17 protein-coding genes and 1 pseudogene are annotated in these 20,981 nt (G+C 64.6%); 14 read left to right on the plus strand and 4 right to left on the minus strand.

All coding sequences use genetic code 11. The features are described 5' to 3' along the window. The first annotated feature begins 13 nt into the window (after window positions 1-13). The 6 genes from CJ028_RS06760 (at window position 14) to CJ028_RS06785 (ending at window position 8,179) form a co-directional block, all read left to right on the plus strand. Window positions 14-1,027 carry a LacI family DNA-binding transcriptional regulator gene (locus tag CJ028_RS06760; RefSeq protein ID WP_105034500.1) on the plus strand — a complete coding sequence of 338 codons (1,014 nt, stop codon included), beginning with the start codon at window positions 14-16 and terminating at the stop codon, window positions 1,025-1,027. A gap of 100 nt (window positions 1,028-1,127) precedes the next feature. Next, the gene (locus CJ028_RS06765) at window positions 1,128-2,420 is read left to right on the plus strand and encodes an ABC transporter substrate-binding protein (protein WP_240607131.1); all 1,293 of its coding nucleotides are present in this window, start codon (window positions 1,128-1,130) and stop codon (window positions 2,418-2,420) included. Window positions 2,421-2,518: 98 nt separating this feature from the next. After that, the gene (locus CJ028_RS06770; RefSeq protein WP_167395131.1) at window positions 2,519-3,496 is read left to right on the plus strand and encodes a carbohydrate ABC transporter permease; all 978 of its coding nucleotides are present in this window, start codon (window positions 2,519-2,521) and stop codon (window positions 3,494-3,496) included. Then, window positions 3,496-4,398: a carbohydrate ABC transporter permease gene (locus CJ028_RS06775; protein WP_105034502.1), complete on the plus strand. Its 903-nt coding sequence runs from the start codon at window positions 3,496-3,498 to the stop codon at window positions 4,396-4,398. Before CJ028_RS06770 ends, CJ028_RS06775 begins: the two co-directional genes overlap by 1 nt. Before the next feature lie 2 nt (window positions 4,399-4,400). Then, the gene (gene yicI, locus CJ028_RS06780; RefSeq protein ID WP_105034503.1) at window positions 4,401-6,752 is read left to right on the plus strand and encodes an alpha-xylosidase; all 2,352 of its coding nucleotides are present in this window, start codon (window positions 4,401-4,403) and stop codon (window positions 6,750-6,752) included. Next, the gene (locus CJ028_RS06785; protein WP_105034504.1) at window positions 6,749-8,179 is read left to right on the plus strand and encodes a GH1 family beta-glucosidase; all 1,431 of its coding nucleotides are present in this window, start codon (window positions 6,749-6,751) and stop codon (window positions 8,177-8,179) included. Before yicI ends, CJ028_RS06785 begins: the two co-directional genes overlap by 4 nt. Window positions 8,180-8,215: 36 nt before the next feature. Here CJ028_RS06785 and CJ028_RS21350 read toward each other — a convergent pair. The 3 genes and pseudogenes from CJ028_RS21350 to CJ028_RS06800 form a co-directional block, all read right to left on the minus strand. After that, a pseudogene (locus CJ028_RS21350) lies at window positions 8,216-9,541 on the minus strand (M20/M25/M40 family metallo-hydrolase); the annotation flags it as partial. Further along, window positions 9,538-9,924 carry a Zn-ribbon domain-containing OB-fold protein gene (locus CJ028_RS06795; protein WP_105034506.1) on the minus strand — a complete coding sequence of 129 codons (387 nt, stop codon included), beginning with the start codon at window positions 9,922-9,924 and terminating at the stop codon, window positions 9,538-9,540. The gene CJ028_RS06795 and the pseudogene CJ028_RS21350, both read right to left, overlap by 4 nt. Window positions 9,925-9,928: 4 nt before the next feature. Further along, window positions 9,929-11,083, minus strand: coding sequence for an acetyl-CoA acetyltransferase (locus tag CJ028_RS06800; RefSeq protein WP_205683963.1), 1,155 nt, complete (start codon window positions 11,081-11,083; stop codon window positions 9,929-9,931). A gap of 140 nt (window positions 11,084-11,223) precedes the next feature. On the opposite strand from CJ028_RS06800, the gene CJ028_RS06805 reads away from it, so the two are divergent. From CJ028_RS06805 to CJ028_RS06840, 8 genes are all read left to right on the plus strand, one after another. Beyond that, the gene (locus tag CJ028_RS06805) at window positions 11,224-12,774 is read left to right on the plus strand and encodes an AMP-binding protein (protein ID WP_105034507.1); all 1,551 of its coding nucleotides are present in this window, start codon (window positions 11,224-11,226) and stop codon (window positions 12,772-12,774) included. Continuing rightward, window positions 12,771-14,048 carry a metal-dependent hydrolase family protein gene (locus CJ028_RS06810; RefSeq protein ID WP_105034508.1) on the plus strand — a complete coding sequence of 426 codons (1,278 nt, stop codon included), beginning with the start codon at window positions 12,771-12,773 and terminating at the stop codon, window positions 14,046-14,048. Before CJ028_RS06805 ends, CJ028_RS06810 begins: the two co-directional genes overlap by 4 nt. Next, on the plus strand, window positions 14,045-14,875 hold the full coding sequence (locus CJ028_RS06815) for an IclR family transcriptional regulator (RefSeq protein ID WP_105034509.1): 831 nt from the start codon (window positions 14,045-14,047) through the stop codon (window positions 14,873-14,875). Before CJ028_RS06810 ends, CJ028_RS06815 begins: the two co-directional genes overlap by 4 nt. Before the next feature lie 265 nt (window positions 14,876-15,140). Next, window positions 15,141-16,073, plus strand: a complete 933-nt coding sequence (locus tag CJ028_RS06820; protein ID WP_105034510.1) for a transporter substrate-binding domain-containing protein — start codon at window positions 15,141-15,143, stop codon at window positions 16,071-16,073. Between the two features lie 2 nt (window positions 16,074-16,075). Further along, complete coding sequence (locus CJ028_RS06825; RefSeq protein ID WP_105034511.1) at window positions 16,076-17,038, plus strand: amino acid ABC transporter permease; 963 nt, start codon at window positions 16,076-16,078, stop codon at window positions 17,036-17,038. Further along, entirely contained in the window at window positions 17,035-17,805 is a 771-nt protein-coding gene (locus CJ028_RS06830) for an amino acid ABC transporter ATP-binding protein (protein ID WP_105034512.1), read from the plus strand. The genes CJ028_RS06825 and CJ028_RS06830 overlap by 4 nt, the downstream gene beginning before the upstream one ends. Window positions 17,806-17,876: 71 nt before the next feature. Continuing rightward, window positions 17,877-19,091, plus strand: a complete 1,215-nt coding sequence (locus tag CJ028_RS06835) for a M20 metallopeptidase family protein (RefSeq protein WP_105034513.1) — start codon at window positions 17,877-17,879, stop codon at window positions 19,089-19,091. 249 nt (window positions 19,092-19,340) lie between these two features. Beyond that, on the plus strand, window positions 19,341-19,886 hold the full coding sequence (locus CJ028_RS06840) for an HAD domain-containing protein (RefSeq protein ID WP_105034514.1): 546 nt from the start codon (window positions 19,341-19,343) through the stop codon (window positions 19,884-19,886). 70 nt (window positions 19,887-19,956) lie between these two features. Here the strand turns inward: CJ028_RS06840 and CJ028_RS06845 are convergent. After that, window positions 19,957-20,981 (minus strand): HNH endonuclease signature motif containing protein (locus tag CJ028_RS06845; RefSeq protein WP_129590405.1); only part of this gene is annotated, 1,025 nt, incomplete at its 5' end.

A 20,981-nucleotide genomic window follows, 5' to 3' on the forward strand; every position in this document is an offset into this window, starting at 1 on the left:
ATGGAGTCCGTTCATGGCAAACATTCACGACGTGGCACGTGCCGCCGGAGTGTCCATCAGCACGGTCTCCTACGCCCTCAGCGGCAAGCGCTCCATCGCCGACTCGACCAAACGCCGCATCGAAGACGCAGTGCGAACCCTGGAATACCGCCCGAACGCCGGCGCCCGCATGCTCAAGGGATCCCGCACGCACATTCTCGCGCTGAGCGCGCCAATGCACGCCGGCACCCACGCCCCCGCGCACATGACCTTCGCTTTGGCCGTTGCCACGGCCGCTCGTCGCTTTGACTATGACGTACTGCTGCTCACCCAGGACGAAGCCACGAGCGGCCTGACCCGGGTCGTACACAGCTCGTTGGTGGACGGCATCGTGCTCCTCGATGTGTCGCGGGATGATCCGCGCACTGCCCTGGTGCGCGAACTCGGCCTGCCGGCCACCGTGATCGGCATTCCGCGGGACACTGCGGGGCTCACCTGCGTCGACCTCGACTTTGACGGTGCAGCGCGCCTCGCCGTGCGCCGCCTCGTTGATCTCGGCCACCGCAAGGTCGGACTGATCGGCCAGGCACCAACGGTCTACGACCGAGGGTCGAACTTTCCGCTGCGATTCCGCGACGCTTTTCTCGCCGAGGCGACACAGAACGGCGCCACGGTCGCGTTCACCCCGAGCGCCGAAGACTCCGCCGGCGTGCGCGGCGCCTTCGATGGCCTCATTGCCGATCTGCCGAGCATGACCGCGCTGGTCATGCACTGCAACGAGCCCGTGCAATCCATGGTGCTGGAGCTGCTCAACCAGCGCGGCATTTCCGTACCCGGGGATCTGTCGGTGATCTCCGCGTGCTCGAGCTTCTCGACCGACCACCTCAATCCCCCCCTCGATGTCATTCCCCTGCCCGCCGAACTCTCCTGTACCCGAGCCATCGAACTCACCATGGCGCAGCTGGCCGGTCACGTCGAGCCGCACGTCGAGCTCATCGAGCCGACGTATGTCGACCTGGGATCCACCAGGTCCCTCACACGCAGCTAACCCTCACGAAAGGATTCTCGAACAAACCGAACTATCGAAACGTTTCGATAGCCCAGCCCGCAGCTCCTGCACGAGATGCGTACTACAAGGAAGTAGATCAGTGAAAAAATCAACCAGAACCCTCTCCGGCGTCGCCCTACTGGGCGTGAGCGCCCTACTGCTCTCCGGCTGCTCCAGCACCGCCGCCAGCGACAGCAATATCCTCAAGCTCTGGCACTTCGAGAGCGAAACCAGCGCCATGGGTATCGCCTGGGACCAGGCGATCAAAACCTTCGAGGACGAGACCGGCGCCACGGTCGAGTTCGAAGCGAAAAGCTTCGAGCAAATTCGCTCAACGGCCAGCCAGGTGCTCAACTCCAACGAGGCCCCCGACATCCTCGAGTACAACAAGGGCAACGCCACCGCCGGCCTGCTCGCCAGCCAGGGCCTGCTCAGCAACCTCGACGATGCCGTCGCCAAATACAGCTGGGACGACGCCCTCGCCCCGTCGTTGCAGACCACCGCCCGCTATGACGAGAACGGCATCATGGGCTCTGGACCGTTCTACGGTGTGCCCAACTACGGCGAGTTCGTCGAGGTCTACTACAACAAGGACATGTTCGCCGCGAGCGGCCTCGCGGTTCCAACTACCGTCGCGGAGCTCGAGACCGTGATGCAGGCCTTCACCGACCAGGGCATCACTCCCCTGGCCGAGTCCGCCGCCGAATACCCGCTCGGGCAGCTCTGGTACCAGCTCGCCCTGACCAAGGCTGACCGCAGCTTCATCGACGACTACCAGCTCTACACCGGCGACGTGGACTGGTCGGGCCCCGAGCTCAGCTACGCCACCGACACCATCAAGGCCTGGACCGACGCCGGCTACATCAGCCAGGACGCCACCGGCTTCAAAGCAGAGGATGCCGGCACCGCGTTCATCAACGGCACCTACCCGATCTTCTACTCCGGCTCGTGGTGGCACAACAGGTTCACGACCGAGGTGACCGGCTTCGAATGGGGTACCTTCCTCTTTCCCGAGGCTGAGTTCGCCCCCGGTTCGGCCGGCAACATGTGGGTCGTTCCCGAGAAAGCCGCCAACAAGGAGCTCGCCTACCAGTTCATCGACATCACGATGCGCCCCGAGATCCAAGCCCTGATCGGCAACAACGGCGGAATCCCCGTCGCCGCGAACGCTGCCGATATCACCGACCCGAAGAGCCAGGAACTGATCGGTAACTTCAACACCCTCACCGACCAGGACGGCATCGCGTTCTACCCGGACTGGCCCACCGCCACGTTCTACGACGAACTCAACGCCGGCCTGCAGGAACTCATCAACGGCACTAAGTCGTCCTCCGACGTGCTCGAACAGCTCGGCGGACAATACCAGTCCGGCGTCGACGACATCGTCGGCTAGAGCCCTAACCCCGCGCCACCCACCGGTCGGGGGCCGCCAGCCCCCGACCGTCCCCACCCGCACGCGACGTTCAGATTCACGCCAGAGAAGGTATCCGCATGACGACAGCATCCATTTCAGATGCTCCCGTTGACGCTCCCCGGGGTTCCCAGCAACCAGCCCGGCAGAGCCTCATTCCGGGGAGCAACCCGAACAAGTTCTGGATCTACCTGGTGCCCGGTCTGGCGCTGCTCACCCTGATCATCATCGTGCCGCTGGTCTGGAACATCTACCTCACCTTCACCGACTACCGCGGCATCAAACCGCCGGAGTGGGTGGGCCTGGAAAACTGGGTCAAGCTCGCCGGCGACAGCGTGTTCTGGACCTCGTTCAGCAACTCGATCGCCATGATCCTGGCGATGGTCGTCGTGCCCACCCTGCTCGGTCTGGTGCTGGCCGCCATGCTGTTCGACCTGATCGGCAAGAAGTTCGGCGGCAAGCTCGCCAGCTTTCTGCGCGCCACCTACTACCTGCCGCAAATCCTGCCCGCCGTCATCGCCGCCATCGTGATCGGCTGGATATTGCGTCCGCAGAACGGCGCCCTCAATGAGGTGCTGACCGGGATGGGTCTCGGAGGTCTCGCCCATAACTGGCTCGGCAACCCCAACACCGCCCTACCGAGCATCATGGTGATCATGATCTGGGTGCAGCTCGGCTACCCGATCGTCATCTTCATGGCCGCCCTGCAGCGCGTCGACCCAGAGCTCTACGAAGCCGCCGAACTCGACGGCGCGAACTGGCTGCAACGATTCACCGCCATCACGGTGAGCATCATCCGTCCGGAGATCTTCGTGGTCACCCTCACCTGCACCATCGCTGCCCTCAAGGTGTTCGGCCCCATTTACACCCTTACCGGGGGTGGCCCGGGAACCTCCACGATCGTTCCGGCGTACTACGCCTACAGCGAGTTCTTTCAGTCCCAGCAGGTGGGCTATGGCGCCACCATCGCTACAGCGCTGACCATCGTGATCGCCGCGGTCTCCGTGGTGTTCCTGCTGGCGCAAACCCGGCTCGAGCGCAAGGAAGAGGCCATCTGATGACGACCCTCGAAGCGCTACCCGTGACCAGCACGATCCCGGCTCGCACTCCGAAGCGTCGCAGGGGCGGCAGTACCTCCCACAAGACCCTCGGCGACTGGGCGATCCTCGGCGTCGCCATTCTCATCGGCCTGCTCATCGCGGTACCGTTCTTTCTCATTCTTATCAACTCGTTCAAATCCCCCGCCGACTACAACAGTTCCGGGCCGCTCTCGCTGCCCACCGGCCTCTATTTCGACGGCATGATCAACTTCTGGGAGCGGGTTAATTTTCCCGAGAAACTCTGGAACAGCTTTTTCATCTCCAGCGTCGTCGCCGTACTCGCCGTCGGCGTCTCGCTGCTCAACGCCTACGCACTCGGCATCGGCCGGGTACGCGGCCGCACCTGGATTGTGCTGCTCATTCTGCTGGCCAACATGCTGCCGCAGGAGGTGCTGCTCTACCCGCTGTATTTCATGTTCAAACTCGTCGGCCTCTACGACAACCAGTGGGCCGTAATTATCATCTTCGTGGTCATCCAGAGCGCCTTTGGAACGTACCTGCTGGCATCCGTTTTGGGCACCTTTCCCAAGGAGATTCTCGAGGCTGCGTCGCTGGACGGCGCCAACCGCTGGACGATTCTGTGGAAGGTGGTCTACCCGATCACCAAGCCGACCCTGAGCGTATTGCTGATCTTCTTCTTCATTTGGACCTGGAACGAGTTCCTCATTCCGCTCACCTTCCTGGTGAGTAACGCCGCCCAGACCGTGCCCGTGTCCATCGCGGTGTTGCAGGGCGACCGCCTCATGGACGTGACCACGACGAGCGCCTCAGCGCTGCTCGGCTTGCTGCCCACGCTCATTTTCTTTCTCATCTTTCAACGCACCCTCACCAGGGGCATCACCGCAGGAGCAGTCAAGTAACAATGAAATTCACTGATGGTTTCTGGCACACCCGTCCCGGCGTCACTGCCCTGTACGCCCAGGAGGCGTACGACATCGAACAGATCGGGCATACCCTGCGCGTCAGCGCACCCACCAAGGTCATCGAGCGCCGCGGCGACACCCTCAACCGGGCACTGCTCACGGTCACGCTCTCTTCCCCACTCGACGGGATCATACGGGTGCGGGTGGAGCAGCACAGCGGCGGCACCGCCACCCCCGGCTTCGACCTCGTCGGCGCGCAAGCGGATGTCGGCACCGTCGCCGTCGACACCGCCGGCGGCACACTCGTGGCCGGCCCCCTCACCGCCCGTATCAGCCAGGGCGCCCCGTGGAACCTCGTGTTCGAAGCCGACGGCCAGCCGCTCACCGAGAGCGGACACAAGTCCATCGGGCAGATGAACCTCGCCCCAGGCGCTCCGATCACCGCCGAGCCGGCTGGGGTAGCCGGGGTGACCTCGACCGGGCTGGCGCCGGCATCCGCTTATATGCACGCGCAGCTATCGCTCGGCGTCGGGGAACTGGTCTACGGTCTCGGCGAACGATTCGGTCCGCTCGTGAAGAACGGCCAGACCGTGGACATCTGGAACGCCGACGGTGGCACGTCGAGCGAGCAGTCCTATAAGAACGTGCCGTTCTATCTCACCAACCGCGGCTACGGCGTGCTGGTCAACCACCCGGAACACGTCTCCTACGAGGTGGGCACCGAGACGGTCGAGCGGGTGCAGTTCTCGGTGGCCGGTGACGCGATCGAATACCTGGTGATCTATGGACCGACACCGAAACAGGTGCTCGAACGCTACACCCGCCTCACTGGGCGCCCGGCCCGGGTACCGGCCTGGTCGTACGGATTGTGGCTGTCCACCTCGTTCACCACGGAGTACGACGAAGCCACCGTCACGAGCTTCATCGATGGCATGGCCGAACGCGACCTACCGCTCAGCGTCTTTCACTTCGACTGCTTCTGGATGCGCGAGTTCAACTGGACCGATTTCGAGTGGGACCCCCGCGTCTTCCCCGACCCCGAGGGCATGCTTGCCCGGCTGCACGAGAAGAATCTGCACGTCAGCGCCTGGATCAACCCGTATATCGGCCAGCGCGCGGCCCTGTTCGACGAGGCGAAGTCTGCCGGGTACCTGGTGAAACGCGCCGACGGGTCGCTTTGGCAGTGGGACATGTGGCAGGCCGGCATGGCCCTGGTCGACTTCACCAATCCCGACGCCGTCGCCTGGTTCCAGGGCAAGCTGCGCCGACTGTTCGTGCAGGGCGTTGACGCCATCAAGACCGACTTCGGCGAGCGCATCCCGACCGATGTCGTTTGGCACGACGGGTCCTCCCCCGAGGTGATGCACAACCTGTACAGCCAGCTCTACAACCAGGCCGTGTTCGAGGTATTGCAGGAACACCGCGGCGAGGGCGACGCCGTGCTGTTCGCCCGCTCCGCCACGGTCGGCGGGCAGATGCAGCCGGTGCACTGGGGCGGAGACAACTCCTCGAGCTTCGAGTCGATGGCCGAGACCCTGCGCGGTGGCCTCTCGCTCGCCTTCAGCGGCTTCGGTTACTGGAGCCACGACATCGGCGGGTTCGAGGGCATGCCCGACGCCGCCGTCTTCAAGCGATGGCTGGCGTTCGGGCTCATGTCGAGCCACTCCCGCCTGCACGGCTCCACGAATTACCGGGTGCCGTGGCTGTTCGACGACGGCACCGAAGCACCCGGGCAGAGCGCGGTCGATGTAACGCGCCGCTTCACCACTCTGAAGCTCGAGCTCATGCCCTACCTCTATCAGGTCGGCCTGGAGGCCCACCGCTCTGGCACGCCGTTCATGCGACCGATGCAGCTCGAGTTCGCTGGCGACCCGGCCGTCGACTACCTCGACCGGCAATACCTGCTCGGCCCCGACCTGCTCGTGGCACCGGTGTTCAGTGCCGGCGGCGATGTGCAGTACTACCTGCCGGCTGGCACCTGGACGAACTATCTGACCGGCGAGATCGCGCTCGGCCCGGTCTGGCGGCAGGAGACCCACGCCTTCGACAGCCTGCCGCTCTGGGTGCGCGGCGGCGCGGTGCTCGTCACCGGCTCCCGCAGTGATCGTCCAGACTACGACTACACGGATGCCCCGCTGGTCACCATCTATCCGGGCGGCACGCCCGAGACGCGAACGATCCAGACACGAACGGCCGAGATCACCAACCCCCTCGACGGCAGTGTGGTTACGCTGGCCATCTCCAGCACCGACGGTGACATGACCGTCACCAGTTCAGCGGATGCCCCCTTCCGCGCCCGCCGCGCTGGCGGCACCCCCGTAGCCTCCACCGACCGAAAGGCCTCCCTGTGACTTTCTCCGCGGACTATCGCGACTCCGGCCTCGTTTTCCCCAAGGATTTCCTGTTCGGTTCGGCCACCGCGAGCTACCAGGTTGAGGGCGCCGCCTTCGAGGACGGCCGCGGGGCATCCATTTGGGACACCTTCAGCCACACTGCGGGCAAAATTTGGAACGAAGACACCGGCGACGTCGCGGCCGACCACTATCACCGACTCGAGGAAGACCTCGATCTCATGCTCGAACTCGGCCTGCAGGCGTACCGGTTCTCGATCTCGTGGTCCCGCATTCAGCCGACCGGTCGCGGGCCGGCCAACGCCGCAGGACTCGACTTCTACGCGCGGTTGATCGACGGGCTGCTCAGCCGCGGCATCCGTCCGATCGTCACGATGTATCACTGGGATCTGCCGCAGGCGCTGGAAGACGAGGGCGGGTGGACCAATCGGGCCACGGCGTATGCCTTCGCCGAGTACGCGCGCATTCTCGGCGAGGAGTTCGGCGACCGGGTGGATACCTGGACCACGCTCAACGAGCCGTGGTGCTCGGCATACCTCGGCTACGGCTCTGGCGCTCACGCGCCGGGCCACACCAGCGGGGAGGAAGCGTTGCAGGCGGTGCATCACTTGAACCTCGCCCACGGGCTGGCGATTCTGGCGCTCAAACCGCTCGTGACCAACGACCCCGACTTCTCCATCACGCTGAACCTGCACGTGTTGCGCGGCGATGGAGAGACCGGGCCAGAGGCGGTTCGTCAGATCGATGCGCTGGCCAACCGGGTGTTCCTCGGTCCGCTGCTGCTCGGCGCCTACCCGGCCGACGTGTTCAAAGACACCGAGGCCATCACCGACTGGGCATTCGTTTTGCCCGGCGATACCGAGATCATCCACCAGCCGCTCGACGTACTCGGCGTCAACTACTACTCGACCACGCTCGTGCGCCTGTGGGACGGGGTGTCCCCCAGGCAGAATTCCGATGGCCACAAGGATGTCGGTGGGTCGCCCTGGCCAGGCGCCGACCGGGTGGAGTTTCTCGCCCAGCCGGGGCCATACACCGAGATGGGCTGGAACATCGAACCGGCCGGACTCGAAGAACTGCTGGTCTCCCTGCACGACGAGTTTCCGCATCAGCCGCTCATGGTCACCGAGAACGGTGCGGCGTTTGTTGACGAGGTGGTGCAGACACCGGATGGCATCCGCGTGCACGACGCGCTGCGCGTCGACTACCTGCGCCGGCACTTCGCTGCCGCGCACCGAGCGATGGCCCGCGGCGTTGACCTGCGCGGCTACCAGGTCTGGTCACTCATGGACAACTTCGAGTGGGGCTACGGCTACTCCAAGCGGTTCGGCATTGTGCACGTCGACTACGACACCCTCGTGCGCACCCCTAAGGACAGCGCCCGCTGGTACAGCAGCCTGATCGCCACCCGGGTGCTCCCCGAGTAACGCCGATGCTGAGCGGCCGACATGTTCGAGGATGGTCGCGCAGATTCTCATGCCGTCCTTGAATCTCGACAGCTCGAAGTTCTCATTCGGGGCGTGATTGTTTTGGTCGGGGTTGGCGTAGGGCACCAGAATTGAGGGAATGCCCAGGATATCGGTGAAAACGTAGTTCGGCAGTGAGCTGCCGAGGCTGGGCACGACGAAGGGAACCACCCCGGTCGCCTGCTCCACGGCGCCGGCCAGAATCGCAACGTAGGGATTGTCGAGGGCCGTACGCGACGGGGGAATCGAGCTGAGTCGAGTCAGCTCCACCATCGGAGCATGCTGTATCAGGTGCGCCCGAAGCAACCGAAAGATCTCGTCCGGATGCTGCCCGGGCACGAGTCGCATATCGAGGTGCGCTCTGGCGCTGTTGGAGATGACAGTTTTCATGCCCGGGCCGGTATAACCGCTGGTCATACCCGTTATTGTCATCGTTGGTCGCAGCATTAAGCGTTCGTAGTAGCCGCGTCCCTCGGGCTGGGGCAGCTCCGTGATGCCATAGTCGCTGAAGTGGTCCTTCAGATCGAGGGGCAGCCCGGCCAGATTCGCACTTTCGGCGAGCGTCGGCGGTCGCACGTCACCAAAGAAGCCCGCCACGGCAATCTCGCCACTCGGTTTCCACAGCGTAGCCAGTGCCTGCGTAAGCTGCTGCGCGGCGTCGGGCAGCAGGCCGCCGAGGCTGCCCGAGTGCGCATCACGATTCGCCCCGCGCATGCGCAGCTCAACGCCGAGCTGCCCGCGAGTGCCGAGCACGAGCTGCGGCGTGCCGCTGCGATGCACGGGACCGTCCGAGGTGATCGCAAGATCAGCCGCCAGGAGATCACGGTTTTCTTGAACGAGTTCGGCCAGATGCGGGCTTCCGATCTCTTCTTCGCCCTCAATGAGAACCTTGACGTTCACCGGCAGCTCACCGTGCGCGGCCAGCGTTGCCCGAAGGGCCCAGAGCTGCGCGAGATGCTGGCCCTTGTTGTCACTGGTGCCGCGCCCGTACATGCGACCGTCGCGAATGGTCGCCTCGAACGGGTCACCCTGCCAGTGCGCAGCGGTTTCGGCCGGTTGCACGTCGTAGTGCCCATAAATGAGCACGGTCGGCCGCCCGGGGTCGACGAGGCGTTCGCCGTACACCGCCGGCGGCCCAAAACCCTCAATCAGGTGTGTACGCAGCCCACTCCCGCACACGCTGTGCTGCACAGCCTGGGCGCACAGGGCCAGGTCATCCGTCGGCTGAGCGCTGACGCCGGCGATGCCAACGAGGTAGGCGAGTTCTTCGAGCGCGGCACCGAATCCGGCGTCGATGTGGGCGTAGACATCGTCAATGCTCACGATCTCACCGGCCCGAAGACCGGAACCGGCGCCCGCCCCGGCCGTGATCGCCAGCCCACCTGCACCGGGCTGCCGATTCGGCAGGCTTCCCCGGTGAGGTTGGTCAGCAGCCTCGGCCCCTCCTCGAGCTGCACGACCGCCACAACGTAGGGAGTCACCAGCCCGAGTTCCGGCGCGGATTTCAGATGCACGGTGGTTTGCGAGTAGACCGTCCCCCGGCCGCTCGCCGCGACCCAGCCGATGTCATCGCTGTCGCAGGAGAGGCAGAAGGGACGCGGATAGAACTGATACTGCCGGCAGGCTCCGCATCGCTGGATCACGAGCTGTTCCTTGCTGGCCGCCTCCCAGAAATAGGCGGTCGCGGGGTCAGCCCAATCGAACATTGACTCAACCACGAACCAACACCGCCGTGGCTGCCGTCGAGAAGAGGCCACCGATGCCGTGCACCAAGCCGACCGTCGCCCCTGGCACCTGCCGCGCTCCGGCCTGACCGCGGAGTTGCCGCACCGCTTCGATAACCAAGAGGATGCCCAGCGCCCCCGGATGACAATAGGACAGCCCTCCCCCCGAGGTAATCGAGGGGAGGCTGCCGGTGATGGTCAGATTACCCGCCTGCACAAACGCGCCGGCTTCACCGCGCGCGCAGAACCCGACATCTTCGAGCGCCAGCAGAACGCTGATCGTCGACGCATCGTAGGGCTCGAAGACGTCGATGTCGGAGTGCCCTACATCTGCCATCTGCAGCGCGGCACGAGCAGCCGCGACCCCCGGCGAGGCCTCGAGACTCGGCAGTTGCGGGATGTGCCACTGCCGGGCGCTCTCCCCGGTGCCGGCCACTCGAATTGGCGTGTTGGCCGAATCCCGGGCCCGATCCCCGGTCGTTAATACGATGGCGCCGCCGCCGTCGGTGACCAGGCAGCAGTCCAGGCGATGCAGCGGTGCACAGATCAGGCGCGACTCGAGCACATCGTCGATGGTGAGCGGAGCACGCTTCCAGGCTTTAGGGTTCAGGCCCGCCCACTGCCGTGCGGTCACGGCGACGGACGCCAGCTGTTCGGGGGTGGTTCCGTACTCGTGCATGTGTCGGGCCGCGAGCAGCCCGAACTGGCCCATCGGGGCCGGAAGACCGTACGGCTGTTCAAACTGGGGGGACGTTGCCTTCTCATTCCAGTGGTTGAGCTTGCGGGTGGCGCGGGTCCGCTGCCTCGACGCGTACACGACCAGGGCGACCCGGCACCGTCCGGTCTGCAGGGCGGCCGACGCATGACCGAGAAAAGCTACAAAGGCGGCACCGCCCAGATCGCTGGAGTCGGAGTAGCTCGGCTGAATTCCGAGATACTCCCCGACCTGCACTGTGCCCTCCTCGCCGAGGTAATTCACGAACAACCCGTCGACATCACGCAGGGTCAGCCCGGCATCGGCGAGCGCTTCCCTCGCTGCGAGCGCAATCATCGACAGCTCGGAATGGTCTCGTACTTCCCCCAATGGCGCTTCGGCTACCCCCGAGATGAATACCGCACGGTCAGGTCCTGTCATCAACATTGCGTAACCCCTCAGCGAGCATCGACGGCCATTTCTGTTCATCATATAGACATGTCGTCTATCCAGGGATACAGTTTGAGAAATTCCACGACGCATGAAACACCGACCCACCCGAACCAGGCGACACGGAAAGCGACACCATGCCCGCAGACTCACCTTTCACCCCCGCACCGGTCTCCTACGCCCAGCGCATCGCCGACTTCGCCGCCGAACGCGGCGAGCTCACCGCACTCATCTTCGTCGCCCCCGACGGCAGCGAAAGTTCCCTCAGTTGGGCAGAGCTCGATGCGCGCGCCAATCAGATGGCACGGCTGCTGGCGGGCTACGGCGTTGGCCCGACCACCCTTCTGGCCATCTGCCTGCCCACCCGCGCCGAACATATCATCGCCGCCATCGCCGCCTGGCGACTCGGCGCCTGCACCCTCCCCCTGTCGCCACAGATGCCGGAGCGCGAACGTCGCGAAATTCTCGCCGTGAGTGAATCGTGGCGCACCACCGTCATGCTCGTGGAACACGAGGGGCAGCACCCCGGCGACATCGGACTCGACGAGCTTTCGGCACTCGACACCGTTGACGCATCAGCGTTACCAGCCATCACCGCGTGGCCGGGCAAGGCGATCTGTTCCGGCGGTTCGACCGGCCGGCCCAAAATCATTCTCGACGACCGACCGTGGCAGAAGATCCCCGGCCAGGGCAGCTCCCTGCACCGGTTCGGCCTGCGCGCCGACCAAACCCAGCTGATCACCGGCCGGCTATATCACAACATCTCCTTCAGCCTCACGCACAACGGTCTCTTCGAGGGCCACACGGTGATTCTGCTGGAGAAGTTCGATGCCGCCCTCACCGTGAACGTCATCGAGCGACACCGGGTTTCCTTTCTCGCCATGGTGCCCATCATCATGCAGCGCATCGCACGCGTGCCCGATGTGCTCACCCGCGACTTCTCCAGCATCGACGCGTTCTACCACAGCGGTGCCGTCTGCCCGGTGTGGGTCAAACGAGTCTGGTTGCAGCTGGTCGAACCGGCGAAACAATACGACTGTTATGGCGGCGCGGAGGGCACCGGGGTAGTCGCTATTCGCGGCGACGAGTGGATGCTCCGCGAGGGCAGCCTCGGCCGGCCGATCGATACGCGCCTGAGCATCCGGGACAGCGCCGGCGCTGTGCTGCCGGCCGGCGAGATCGGGGAGATTTTCACCGGACCCGAGGGTGCTCCCATGACGTTTCGTTATCTCGGCGCCGAACCGCCGCCATCCACTGCCGACGGACTGGTCACGCTGGGAGACCTCGGCTGGCTCGACGACGACGGCTACCTCTATCTGGCTGATCGCCGGGTCGACCTGATCATCACCGGCGGCGCCAATGTGTACCCTGCCGAAGTCGAAGGGGTGCTCTCGGAACACCCGGGCATTATCGACGCCGTGGTGATCGGCATCGACGACGACGAGTGGGGCAAGCAGGTCTACGCCATCCTGCTGCCCACCGACCCGGCCGCGCCGCCCGAGGTCGACGACGTGCGGGCATTCTGCCGGGAACGCCTCGTGCCCTACAAGGTGCCAAAGACTTTCGAGTTCGTCAGCACGAGCTTCCGCGACGAATCGGGCAAGATGCGCCGATCGGCGCTGGCCAGCGCCCGCAACCAACGCCAGGCATCCGCTCTGGTTACAGCCTCCAGAAACGACATCTCATGACTACCCAGCTGCGCGCCCTGGTCAATGCTCGGCTCATCGACGGCACCGGCGCCCCGGCGCGCGAGCGGTCGACCGTGATCATCGACGGCGAGCGGATCGTCGAGGTGACCGACGACCGCCCGCTTCCCGTCACGGTCGAGGTCATCGACCTGGGCGGCGCCACCCTGATGCCCGGCCTCATCGACTGCCACACCCACCACGCCGCGTGGGCGCAGAGCCTCGTCACACACCCGGAACCGCTGGGACTACTGATGTCCCAAACGGTGGCTGCCTTGAAGGTGACCGTGGAGGCAGGAATCACCACGGCGCGCGACCTCGGCGGTCTGGAACGAGGCTTCGTCCTGGCCGTCGACCGCGGCGTGATTCCCGGTCCGCGGTTGCAGACCTCGCTGATCATCGTGTCGCCGACCAACTCCCTGATGGATGCCCACCCGGTGTCGGGCGGTGCGATCACGTCCCGCGGACGCTACGAGATTCTGCCCGGCCTTCCCGAACCCTGGTGCGACGGTCCGGTGGCCGCGCGGGCCAAGGTGCGGGAGGTCATTCGCATGGGCGCCGACGTCATCAAGGTGGCCATGACGGGCAGCATGACCTTCGCCGCTCGCCGCCCCCATCGCCCGCTGTTCACCCCGGAAGAACTCGCCGCCATCGTGGACGAGGCCCATCTGGAGGGAATCCCGGTGTGCGCGCACGCCCACGGCGACCCCGGCGCGATCCTCGCGGTGCGTGCCGGCGTCGACACGATCGAGCACGGAACCTATCTGACCGAGGAGTGCGCGCGCGAAATGGCTGATCGGGGCACATGGTATGTTCCAACCATGTGCATCTCTAACTGGCACAGCACCCTCTCTCAGGAGAGTGTGCGAGCCCACACCATTGGCATGCCGGCGCGCCATCGCGAAAGCCTGGCCCTGGCCGTTCGATTCGGCGTGCGCATCGCTGCCGGAACCGACACCAACCCGTTCCACGGCTTCGGCCGCACCGGCATGGAGCTGGAGCTTCTGGTCGAGGCCGGCCTGACCTCGGCCGAAGCGATCAGGGTCGCCACCGACCAGTCCAGCCAGTGCATGGGCGTATCAGCCGACGTTGGCACTGTTTCCGCGGGAAAATTCGCCGACCTGCTCATTGTGGACGGCGACCCGCACCGCGACATCCGTTTATTGCAGGATGCGAAACGGCGCACCGCCGTACTGAAAGGCGGCCAGTTCATGAGCGGGTCACTCCTCTCTATAGCGGATGCTCACAGTCGCCAAACAATGGCGGTCACCGCATGACCACCGAGACCGCAGACGGCTCGGAGACCCCGGCCGCCCCAACCGCAGTTGCACCAGTCGGCCCCGCCACCGACTACATGATCGGGCCGGTCGCTGCGGCCCTCGATATCATGCTCGAGTTCGAGGACGGGCAACAAGAGCTGCGCGTTGCCGACATCGCCCGCCGAGTTGGCGTGACCCGCAACAAGGCGTTTCGTCTCATCAAAACCCTCGAATCGCGCGGCTTTCTGCAACGCACCGGCGACCACTACCGGGTGGGCAGTCGATTGCTCACCCTCGGCGAAGTAGCAGCGCAGCCGATCGAAGCGTTGCGGGCCGCCGCGCAGCCCGAGCTGGAGGCGTTACAGGCAGAGACCAATGAAACGATCTACCTGCTGGCTCCGGTCGGTAACGAGGCGATCTGCATTTCCCGCTTGGAGAGCACACACTCTCTGCGCATCTCGGTCGACGTTGGAAACAAACGACCGCTGGATTCGGGGGCCGGGCAGAAAATGCTGCTCTCGGGCCTGGACGAGCAACGCCTGAGCCAGGTGCTGAGCCACCGGGGGCCAGCGTTCACCGAACACACAATCACCGGCGAGGCCGAGTTGCGCCGAGAACTGGAAGAGATTGGCCGACGCGGGTACAGCCTCAGTCTCGGTGAGGTCGACGCCGGGGCCGGGGCCGTCGCCGCGCCCGTCTATGATTATTCGGGCGAAATGATCGCGGCTCTGGTCATAGGGGGGGCCATGTCGCGGGTGTCAGGCAATCTCGAGGGTGCCTGGAGAGATTTGGTCGTCAGCGCTGCCCACCGAATTTCTGCACGGCTGGGCTTCCACCGACCCTAGCGACGCTTCTGCCCACAGCACCAGCGCGGGTCGCCGTGCCGCAGCTTCGATGCGGTGGCTTCAGCGACCCGGGGGTTAATCGTCAGCTCCGCACGCTCGCCAAAGTAATCAACAGATATACCAAATGTCTATACAGTGATTCACTCCCATGATACGCTCAGCCCCAACTTGTTTGAAACGAGAGTGGGCCGGGCAGCATAACAAACCACATTTCCAGCAGGCGCGTTGAGTTCAGCCCAATCAACTACAGCAATGGAGCCCGACAATGAACCGTATCCAGGTCGCGAAAACCCTCTGCCTAGCCCTCTCCGTCTCGCTCTTAGTCGGCTGCAGCGCAGCCGTCGAACCGGAGGAACCGGCAGCATCCACTCTGATGGACCAAGCCATACACGATGCCCTACCGCAGGACATTCAGGACGCTGGCGAGTTCACGGTCGTCACGAGTGGCGCAAACCCGCCATGGTGGGTCACCACGCCCGGAAAAACCGGTGAGTACACCGGTGCCGGCGCCGAACTGATGGATGCTGTCGCCGAAGTGATGGGGGTCGAGGTGAAGATCGCCACCGTGCCGGACATTTCCGGAGCGTTCGCCGCGATCAGCGCCGAACGTTACGCCTTCGGCTTCTTTCCCTACGCCGACTCGGTCGGTGGCCCGAAGGAACGCCCGGGTGCCGAATTCGTGGACGTTCTGCAGGAGGTCGTTCCTTTTCTGGTCGAAAAGGGCAACCCCAAGAACGTCACCAACATGGACGAGCTGTGTGACGTCACCGTCGCCGCGCTTGCGAACGCCGCCACCTACAAGGTTGCCGAGGCTCAGGCACTGAAGTGCCAGGAGCAGGGCAAAGATCTCACGGTGCTGAGCGTCGCGAGCGTTCCCGACGGCGTGCTGGCGCTGCGATCGGGCCGAACGGATGCCTTCTTCACCGGCGGAGCCTCGTTGTTCTACGCGGCCAAGGAATCGAACGGCGAGTTGGAGGTCGTCGGCGACGAGTTCTCGAACGGTTTCGCCGGTCAGTTCATGGGTGCCTTGCTCCCCAAGGGCTCCGAACTCTCCGCCCCCCTGCTCGCGAGCTTTCAAGTGCTCTTCGACAACGGTGACTACGAGAAGATCATGACCAAGTACGGCCTCGATCGCGAACTCATCGACCAGCCCGGCATCAACCTGTACGCCGACTGGCTCGTCGAGAACCCGCAGTAGTCATGGCAACTCTGCCGAGCAGCCAGACCGACATCGAGCTCCCTGCCACCCAACAACCCGTGGACGTAGCCCGGGCGCGCTCCCCCCGGCGCCCCGCCACCTGGGTGCTCTCCATCATCACCGTGGTCGTCGCCGTACAACTCCTGCACCTGTTGCTGACGAACCCCAACTTTGAATGGGACGTTGTCGCGCAGTACCTCAACAGCGAAACCGTGCTTCAGGGCGTCGTCATGACTCTCTTTCTCACGGTGACGGCGATGACCATCGGTCTGGTTCTCGGCGGCATTCTGGCGGTGTGCCGTTTGTCGGACAACGCTCTCCTGCGCGCGCTAGCGTCGTCGTACATCTGGTTCTTCCGGGGTACACCGCAGCTCGTGCAACTGATCTTCTGGTTCAACATCGGTTTGCTGGTGCCGGTGTTGAGCATCGGTATCCCGTTTGGTCCGACATTCGCCTCCATCGAGTCCAACACCCTGGTGACGCCGCTGCTGGCTGCCATCGTCGGTCTGGGACTGCACGACGCCGCGTACCAGGCCGAGATCTATCGCGCCGGGCTAATCTCGGTCGATGAGGGGCAGCTCGAGGCAGCGAAAGCCCTGGGCATGAAGCCGGTGCGGGTCTTCTTTCGCATCCAGCTGCCGCAGGCCATGAGATTCATCGTTCCGCCCACCTTCAACTCCATCATCGCGCTGGTCAAGGGCACGTCCCTGGTCAGCGTGATCGGCGGAGCCGAGTTGTTATTCTCGGTCAAGGAGATCTACAGCCAGACCTACCAGACAGTGCCGCTGCTGATCGTCGCGAGCATCTGGTACCTCTTCATCACGACGGTGCTCAACGGCGTGCAATTCTTCATTGAGCGTCACTACGGCCGGGGCTCCAGCCGCAACGGCGCTTCCTCCCTCGTTGTGCGTTTTCTCGATCGACGAGCCGCCGAACGCAACCTGAATCGAGGGATGGAATCATGACGCCGCCCGTTCTGCGCATCAGTGGACTACGCAAACAATTCTCCGGGGTCGAGGTGCTCAAGGGCATAGATCTTGAGGTACACGTCGGCGAGACCGTCGCGATTCTCGGCTCGTCTGGGTCGGGCAAATCCACCCTGTTGCGCTGCGTGAACTGCCTCGAGGTTCCCAGCGGCGGCTCGATCTGGCTGGGCGACGAGCTGATGGGCTATCGGCAGGAGTCCGGCGGGACGGTGCGCCGACTCACCGAAAGCCAGATTGCCGTGCAGCGTCGCAAGGTGGGAATGGTTTTTCAGAACTTCAACCTGTTTCCTCACTGGACGGTGTTGCAGAACATTGCCGACGGACCCCGCTCGATTCTCAAACTGAGCAAGGCGGAGGCCATCGAACGCAGTATGACGCTGTTGACCCGGGTCGGCCTGGCCGACCGGGCCAACGCCTACCCGCGTCAGCTGTCCGGAGGGCAGCAGCAGCGCGTCGCCATCGCTCGGGCACTGGCCCTGGAACCCGCCGTACTCCTGTTTGACGAACCGACCTCGGCCCTCGACCCGGAGAACGTCGGCGAAGTCACCGACGTAATGGCCGCCCTGGCGGCCAGCGGGGCCACCATGCTCGTGGTGACCCACGAGCTCGGCTTCGCCCGGGCAGCCGCCGATCGGGTTGTCTTCATGGACGGGGGCGTCATTCTCGAGCAGGGCACCCCGACCGAAGTGTTCGACTACTCTCAGGAACCGCGCACTCGGGAGTTTATGCGCAAGACCCTGGTCTGATTCGACAAGTCTCCTGCGGCGGCTCAGACTAGAACCACCAGTCGCATTCAGTCGCATTCAAAGGAGAAGCCGTGACCGTACTCGCCGACGCCCGTGAACTCGCCGGAGCTATCACCGACCTGCGCCACCGACTGCACCAGGAACCCGAAATTGGGCTCGACCTGCCGCGCACGCAGGAGAAGGTGCTCGAGGCTCTCAGCGGCCTGCCGTACGAGATCAGTCTCGGTACCGACACCACCTCGGTGACGGCGGTGCTGCGCGGAACCGGCGGCGGCGCATCCGCTTCACGGCCCGTCGTGTTGCTGCGCGGCGACATGGACGCGCTGCCCGTGCAGGAACGCACCGGGCTGGAGTTCAGCTCGCGCATTGACGGCGCCATGCACGCCTGCGGACACGACCTACACACCGCCATGCTGGTGGGCGCAGCGACGCTGCTCGCGCACCACCGGGATCAGCTCGCCGGCGACGTGGTGCTCATGTTCCAGCCGGGCGAGGAAGGCTACGACGGCGCAGGAGTGATGATTCGCGAGGGCATACTCGACGCTGCCGGGCGCCGCGCCGACGCCGCCTACGGTCTGCACGTTATGTCGGCCGGCGCGCCCAACGGGCAATTTCTCAGTCGCGCGGGCACCCTCATGTCGGCCAGCGATGGCCTCACGGTGACGGTACACGGAGCCGGCGGGCACGGTTCGGCGCCGCATCAGGCGCAGGATCCGGTGACGGTGATCGCCGAGATGGTCACAGCTTTGCAGACAATGGTCACCCGCCAGTTCGACATGTTCGACCCGGTGGTGCTCTCGGTCGGGGTGCTGCAGGCAGGCACCAAGCGCAATATCATTCCCGATTCGGCGCGGATGGAGGCGACCGTTCGTTCCTACACGCCCGAGTCGCGAGCCAAACTCGCGCGCGTCGTGCCGCGGCTGCTCCAAGGAATCGCGGCCGCGCACGGCGTGGAGGTGACCGTTGACTACGTCACCGAATATCCGCCGACCCGTACCGACGCGGGCGAAACCGGGCGGGCCGAGCGGGTGGTGGGCGAGCTCTTCGGTGGCGAGCGCTTCACGCGCATGATCAACCCGCTCAGCGGCTCCGAGGACTTCTCGCGCGTGTTGCAGCAGGTACCGGGAACCTTCGTATTTCTCTCGGCCGTACCGCGACAAGCGGATGCCGCCACCGCCGCGTTCAACCACTCCCCCACGGCAACCTTCGATGACGCTGTGTTGGCCGATGGCACCGCCCTGTACACCCAGCTGGCGCTGTCGCGGATGGCCGAGCTAGCCGGCTGAGGCGCGTGACTGCTCGCCGTTGGTGCACAAATGCCGCGGATCAGCGGCACGACACGGCACCAAAGTTCACCCAGTTCGCGGGGAGGCGCATATTGGTGGCGAGTGCTTAGCTAGATTCAGAAGCAAATTTTTGGAGAGTAAGACAATTCATAATTTCACGCTGAACAGCGCCAGCACGATAACCGTTATTGCATATCCAGAGCCCCGCGAAGATGTGGGCTATACCACTCGTCACGACAGGAGGACGAAATGAGCGTTCCACGGCTCTACCTCTCTGTCAACGGATGCCTCTGCCCCCGTTCCGAACCCGACCCGGCTTGGGGCGATGTGGCCAAAGCCTCGATCAGCGTCGAGCACGGTGACGGTCACGCCTCCACCCGTGACGTGCAGTGGGCGCCGCGCCTGATCACGGCGCTCGACTCCCTGCTGATGCAGTACGGCGTCGAACTGGTCTGGCTCACCTCCTGGAACGAGCTCGATGCCACCCGGCAACTGCTCGTACCCGAGCTGCACGGGCTGTCCGGTGGTCGCATGCTCGACGTCACGACCCCGCCGAAAAACCCCGGTCAGACTGATGGCGAGACGGGACTCTGGAAGTCGCAGCGCATCGAAGAAGATCAAAGCGTGCCGGCACCGTTCATCTGGATCGACGACGCCGACGTGCGACTTCACGGCGACAAGGTTCTTACTGCGACGCAGGAGACGCCGTCGCTGCTCATTCCTCCGCACTCCGAAGTGGGTATCACGGTCGACGACATCGCCAGGATGCGCACCTGGCTCGAGCAGCTGCCCTAACGCCACAGCCCTTCTCGGAGGGGCGAAAACACCCTGCAAAACCTCCCGCCATGACTGGGCACGGCTCTGCTCAGGTGCGCCAGGGTGGTTCGGGGCTGGGGGTGTTGGCGCGGTGGCTGTGGGCGGGGCGCCAGGTTTGGGTCGGGTCCCAAAGCAAGGGGCCTCGTACTTGGGGCCGACCGTCTTTCATGCGGATTTTCCATCCGCTGGTGTCGATAGTGTGGTGGTGGAACCAGCAGAGGAGACACCCGTTGTCGATGTTGGTTGGTCCGTTTTTCCCGTAGGGGATGACGTGGTGGGTTTCGGTCCAGCGAGCGGGGATGCTGCAGCCGGGGATGATGCAGCCGGGGATGATGCAGCCGCCGTCGCGGGCACTGATGGCGGCGCGCTGCTTGGCTGTGAAGCAGCGGACGGTGTTGCCAAGGTAGAGCATGTTGCCGTTGTCGCCGACGATGACTTTTTGGGCGCCGCCGGAGCAGATGGTCTCGTTCACTCGGCGCAGGCTGACGGGCGCTTCGATGCCGTCGATCCAGCCGACGCCGCGGCCGTTGTTGAGGTCGGTGGCGTTGACGTGGATCATGACGGTGGGGGCGGCGCCGCCCATGGTTGGGGTTTTGGGGTCGCGGGCGGCGGCTTGGAAGACGTCGCGGAGGATGTCGGCGCGTTTCTCGCCCGCGGTGCGGCGGTCCCCGTCAAACCGGGTGTCCCCGGTGAACGGGTCAGCACCGAACCGCTCGGAGCTGAAGCGCTCGGTATCGCCGTCCGTCTCATCAATGCCATCCAGCGTTGCGCTCTCCGCGCCCGCGCTGCTGTCGAGGGATTCGGTGGGCGCGAACATCGGGGTGCGTGACCTGGCTGGGTTTGAGCGAGCACTGAGGTAGGTGTCGAAGAGGGTGTCCATGATGCCACGCAGTTCCGGGGTGACATCGGCCCGCAGCGGGTAGAGCCCGTTGCGCAGCAGCCCGAACGTCAGCGTGCTCTTTGCCTCGGTGATGGCGTCGTTGGGGGCGGTGCCGTCGGGGTCGAGGCGGGCTTGCCATTCCATGGCTTGGGCGCGCAGTGCGTCGGGGGCGAAGCGGATGCCCGCGCCGGGCA

This window comes from Cryobacterium aureum (assembly GCF_002954245.1).
GTDB lineage: Bacteria > Actinomycetota > Actinomycetes > Actinomycetales > Microbacteriaceae > Cryobacterium > Cryobacterium aureum.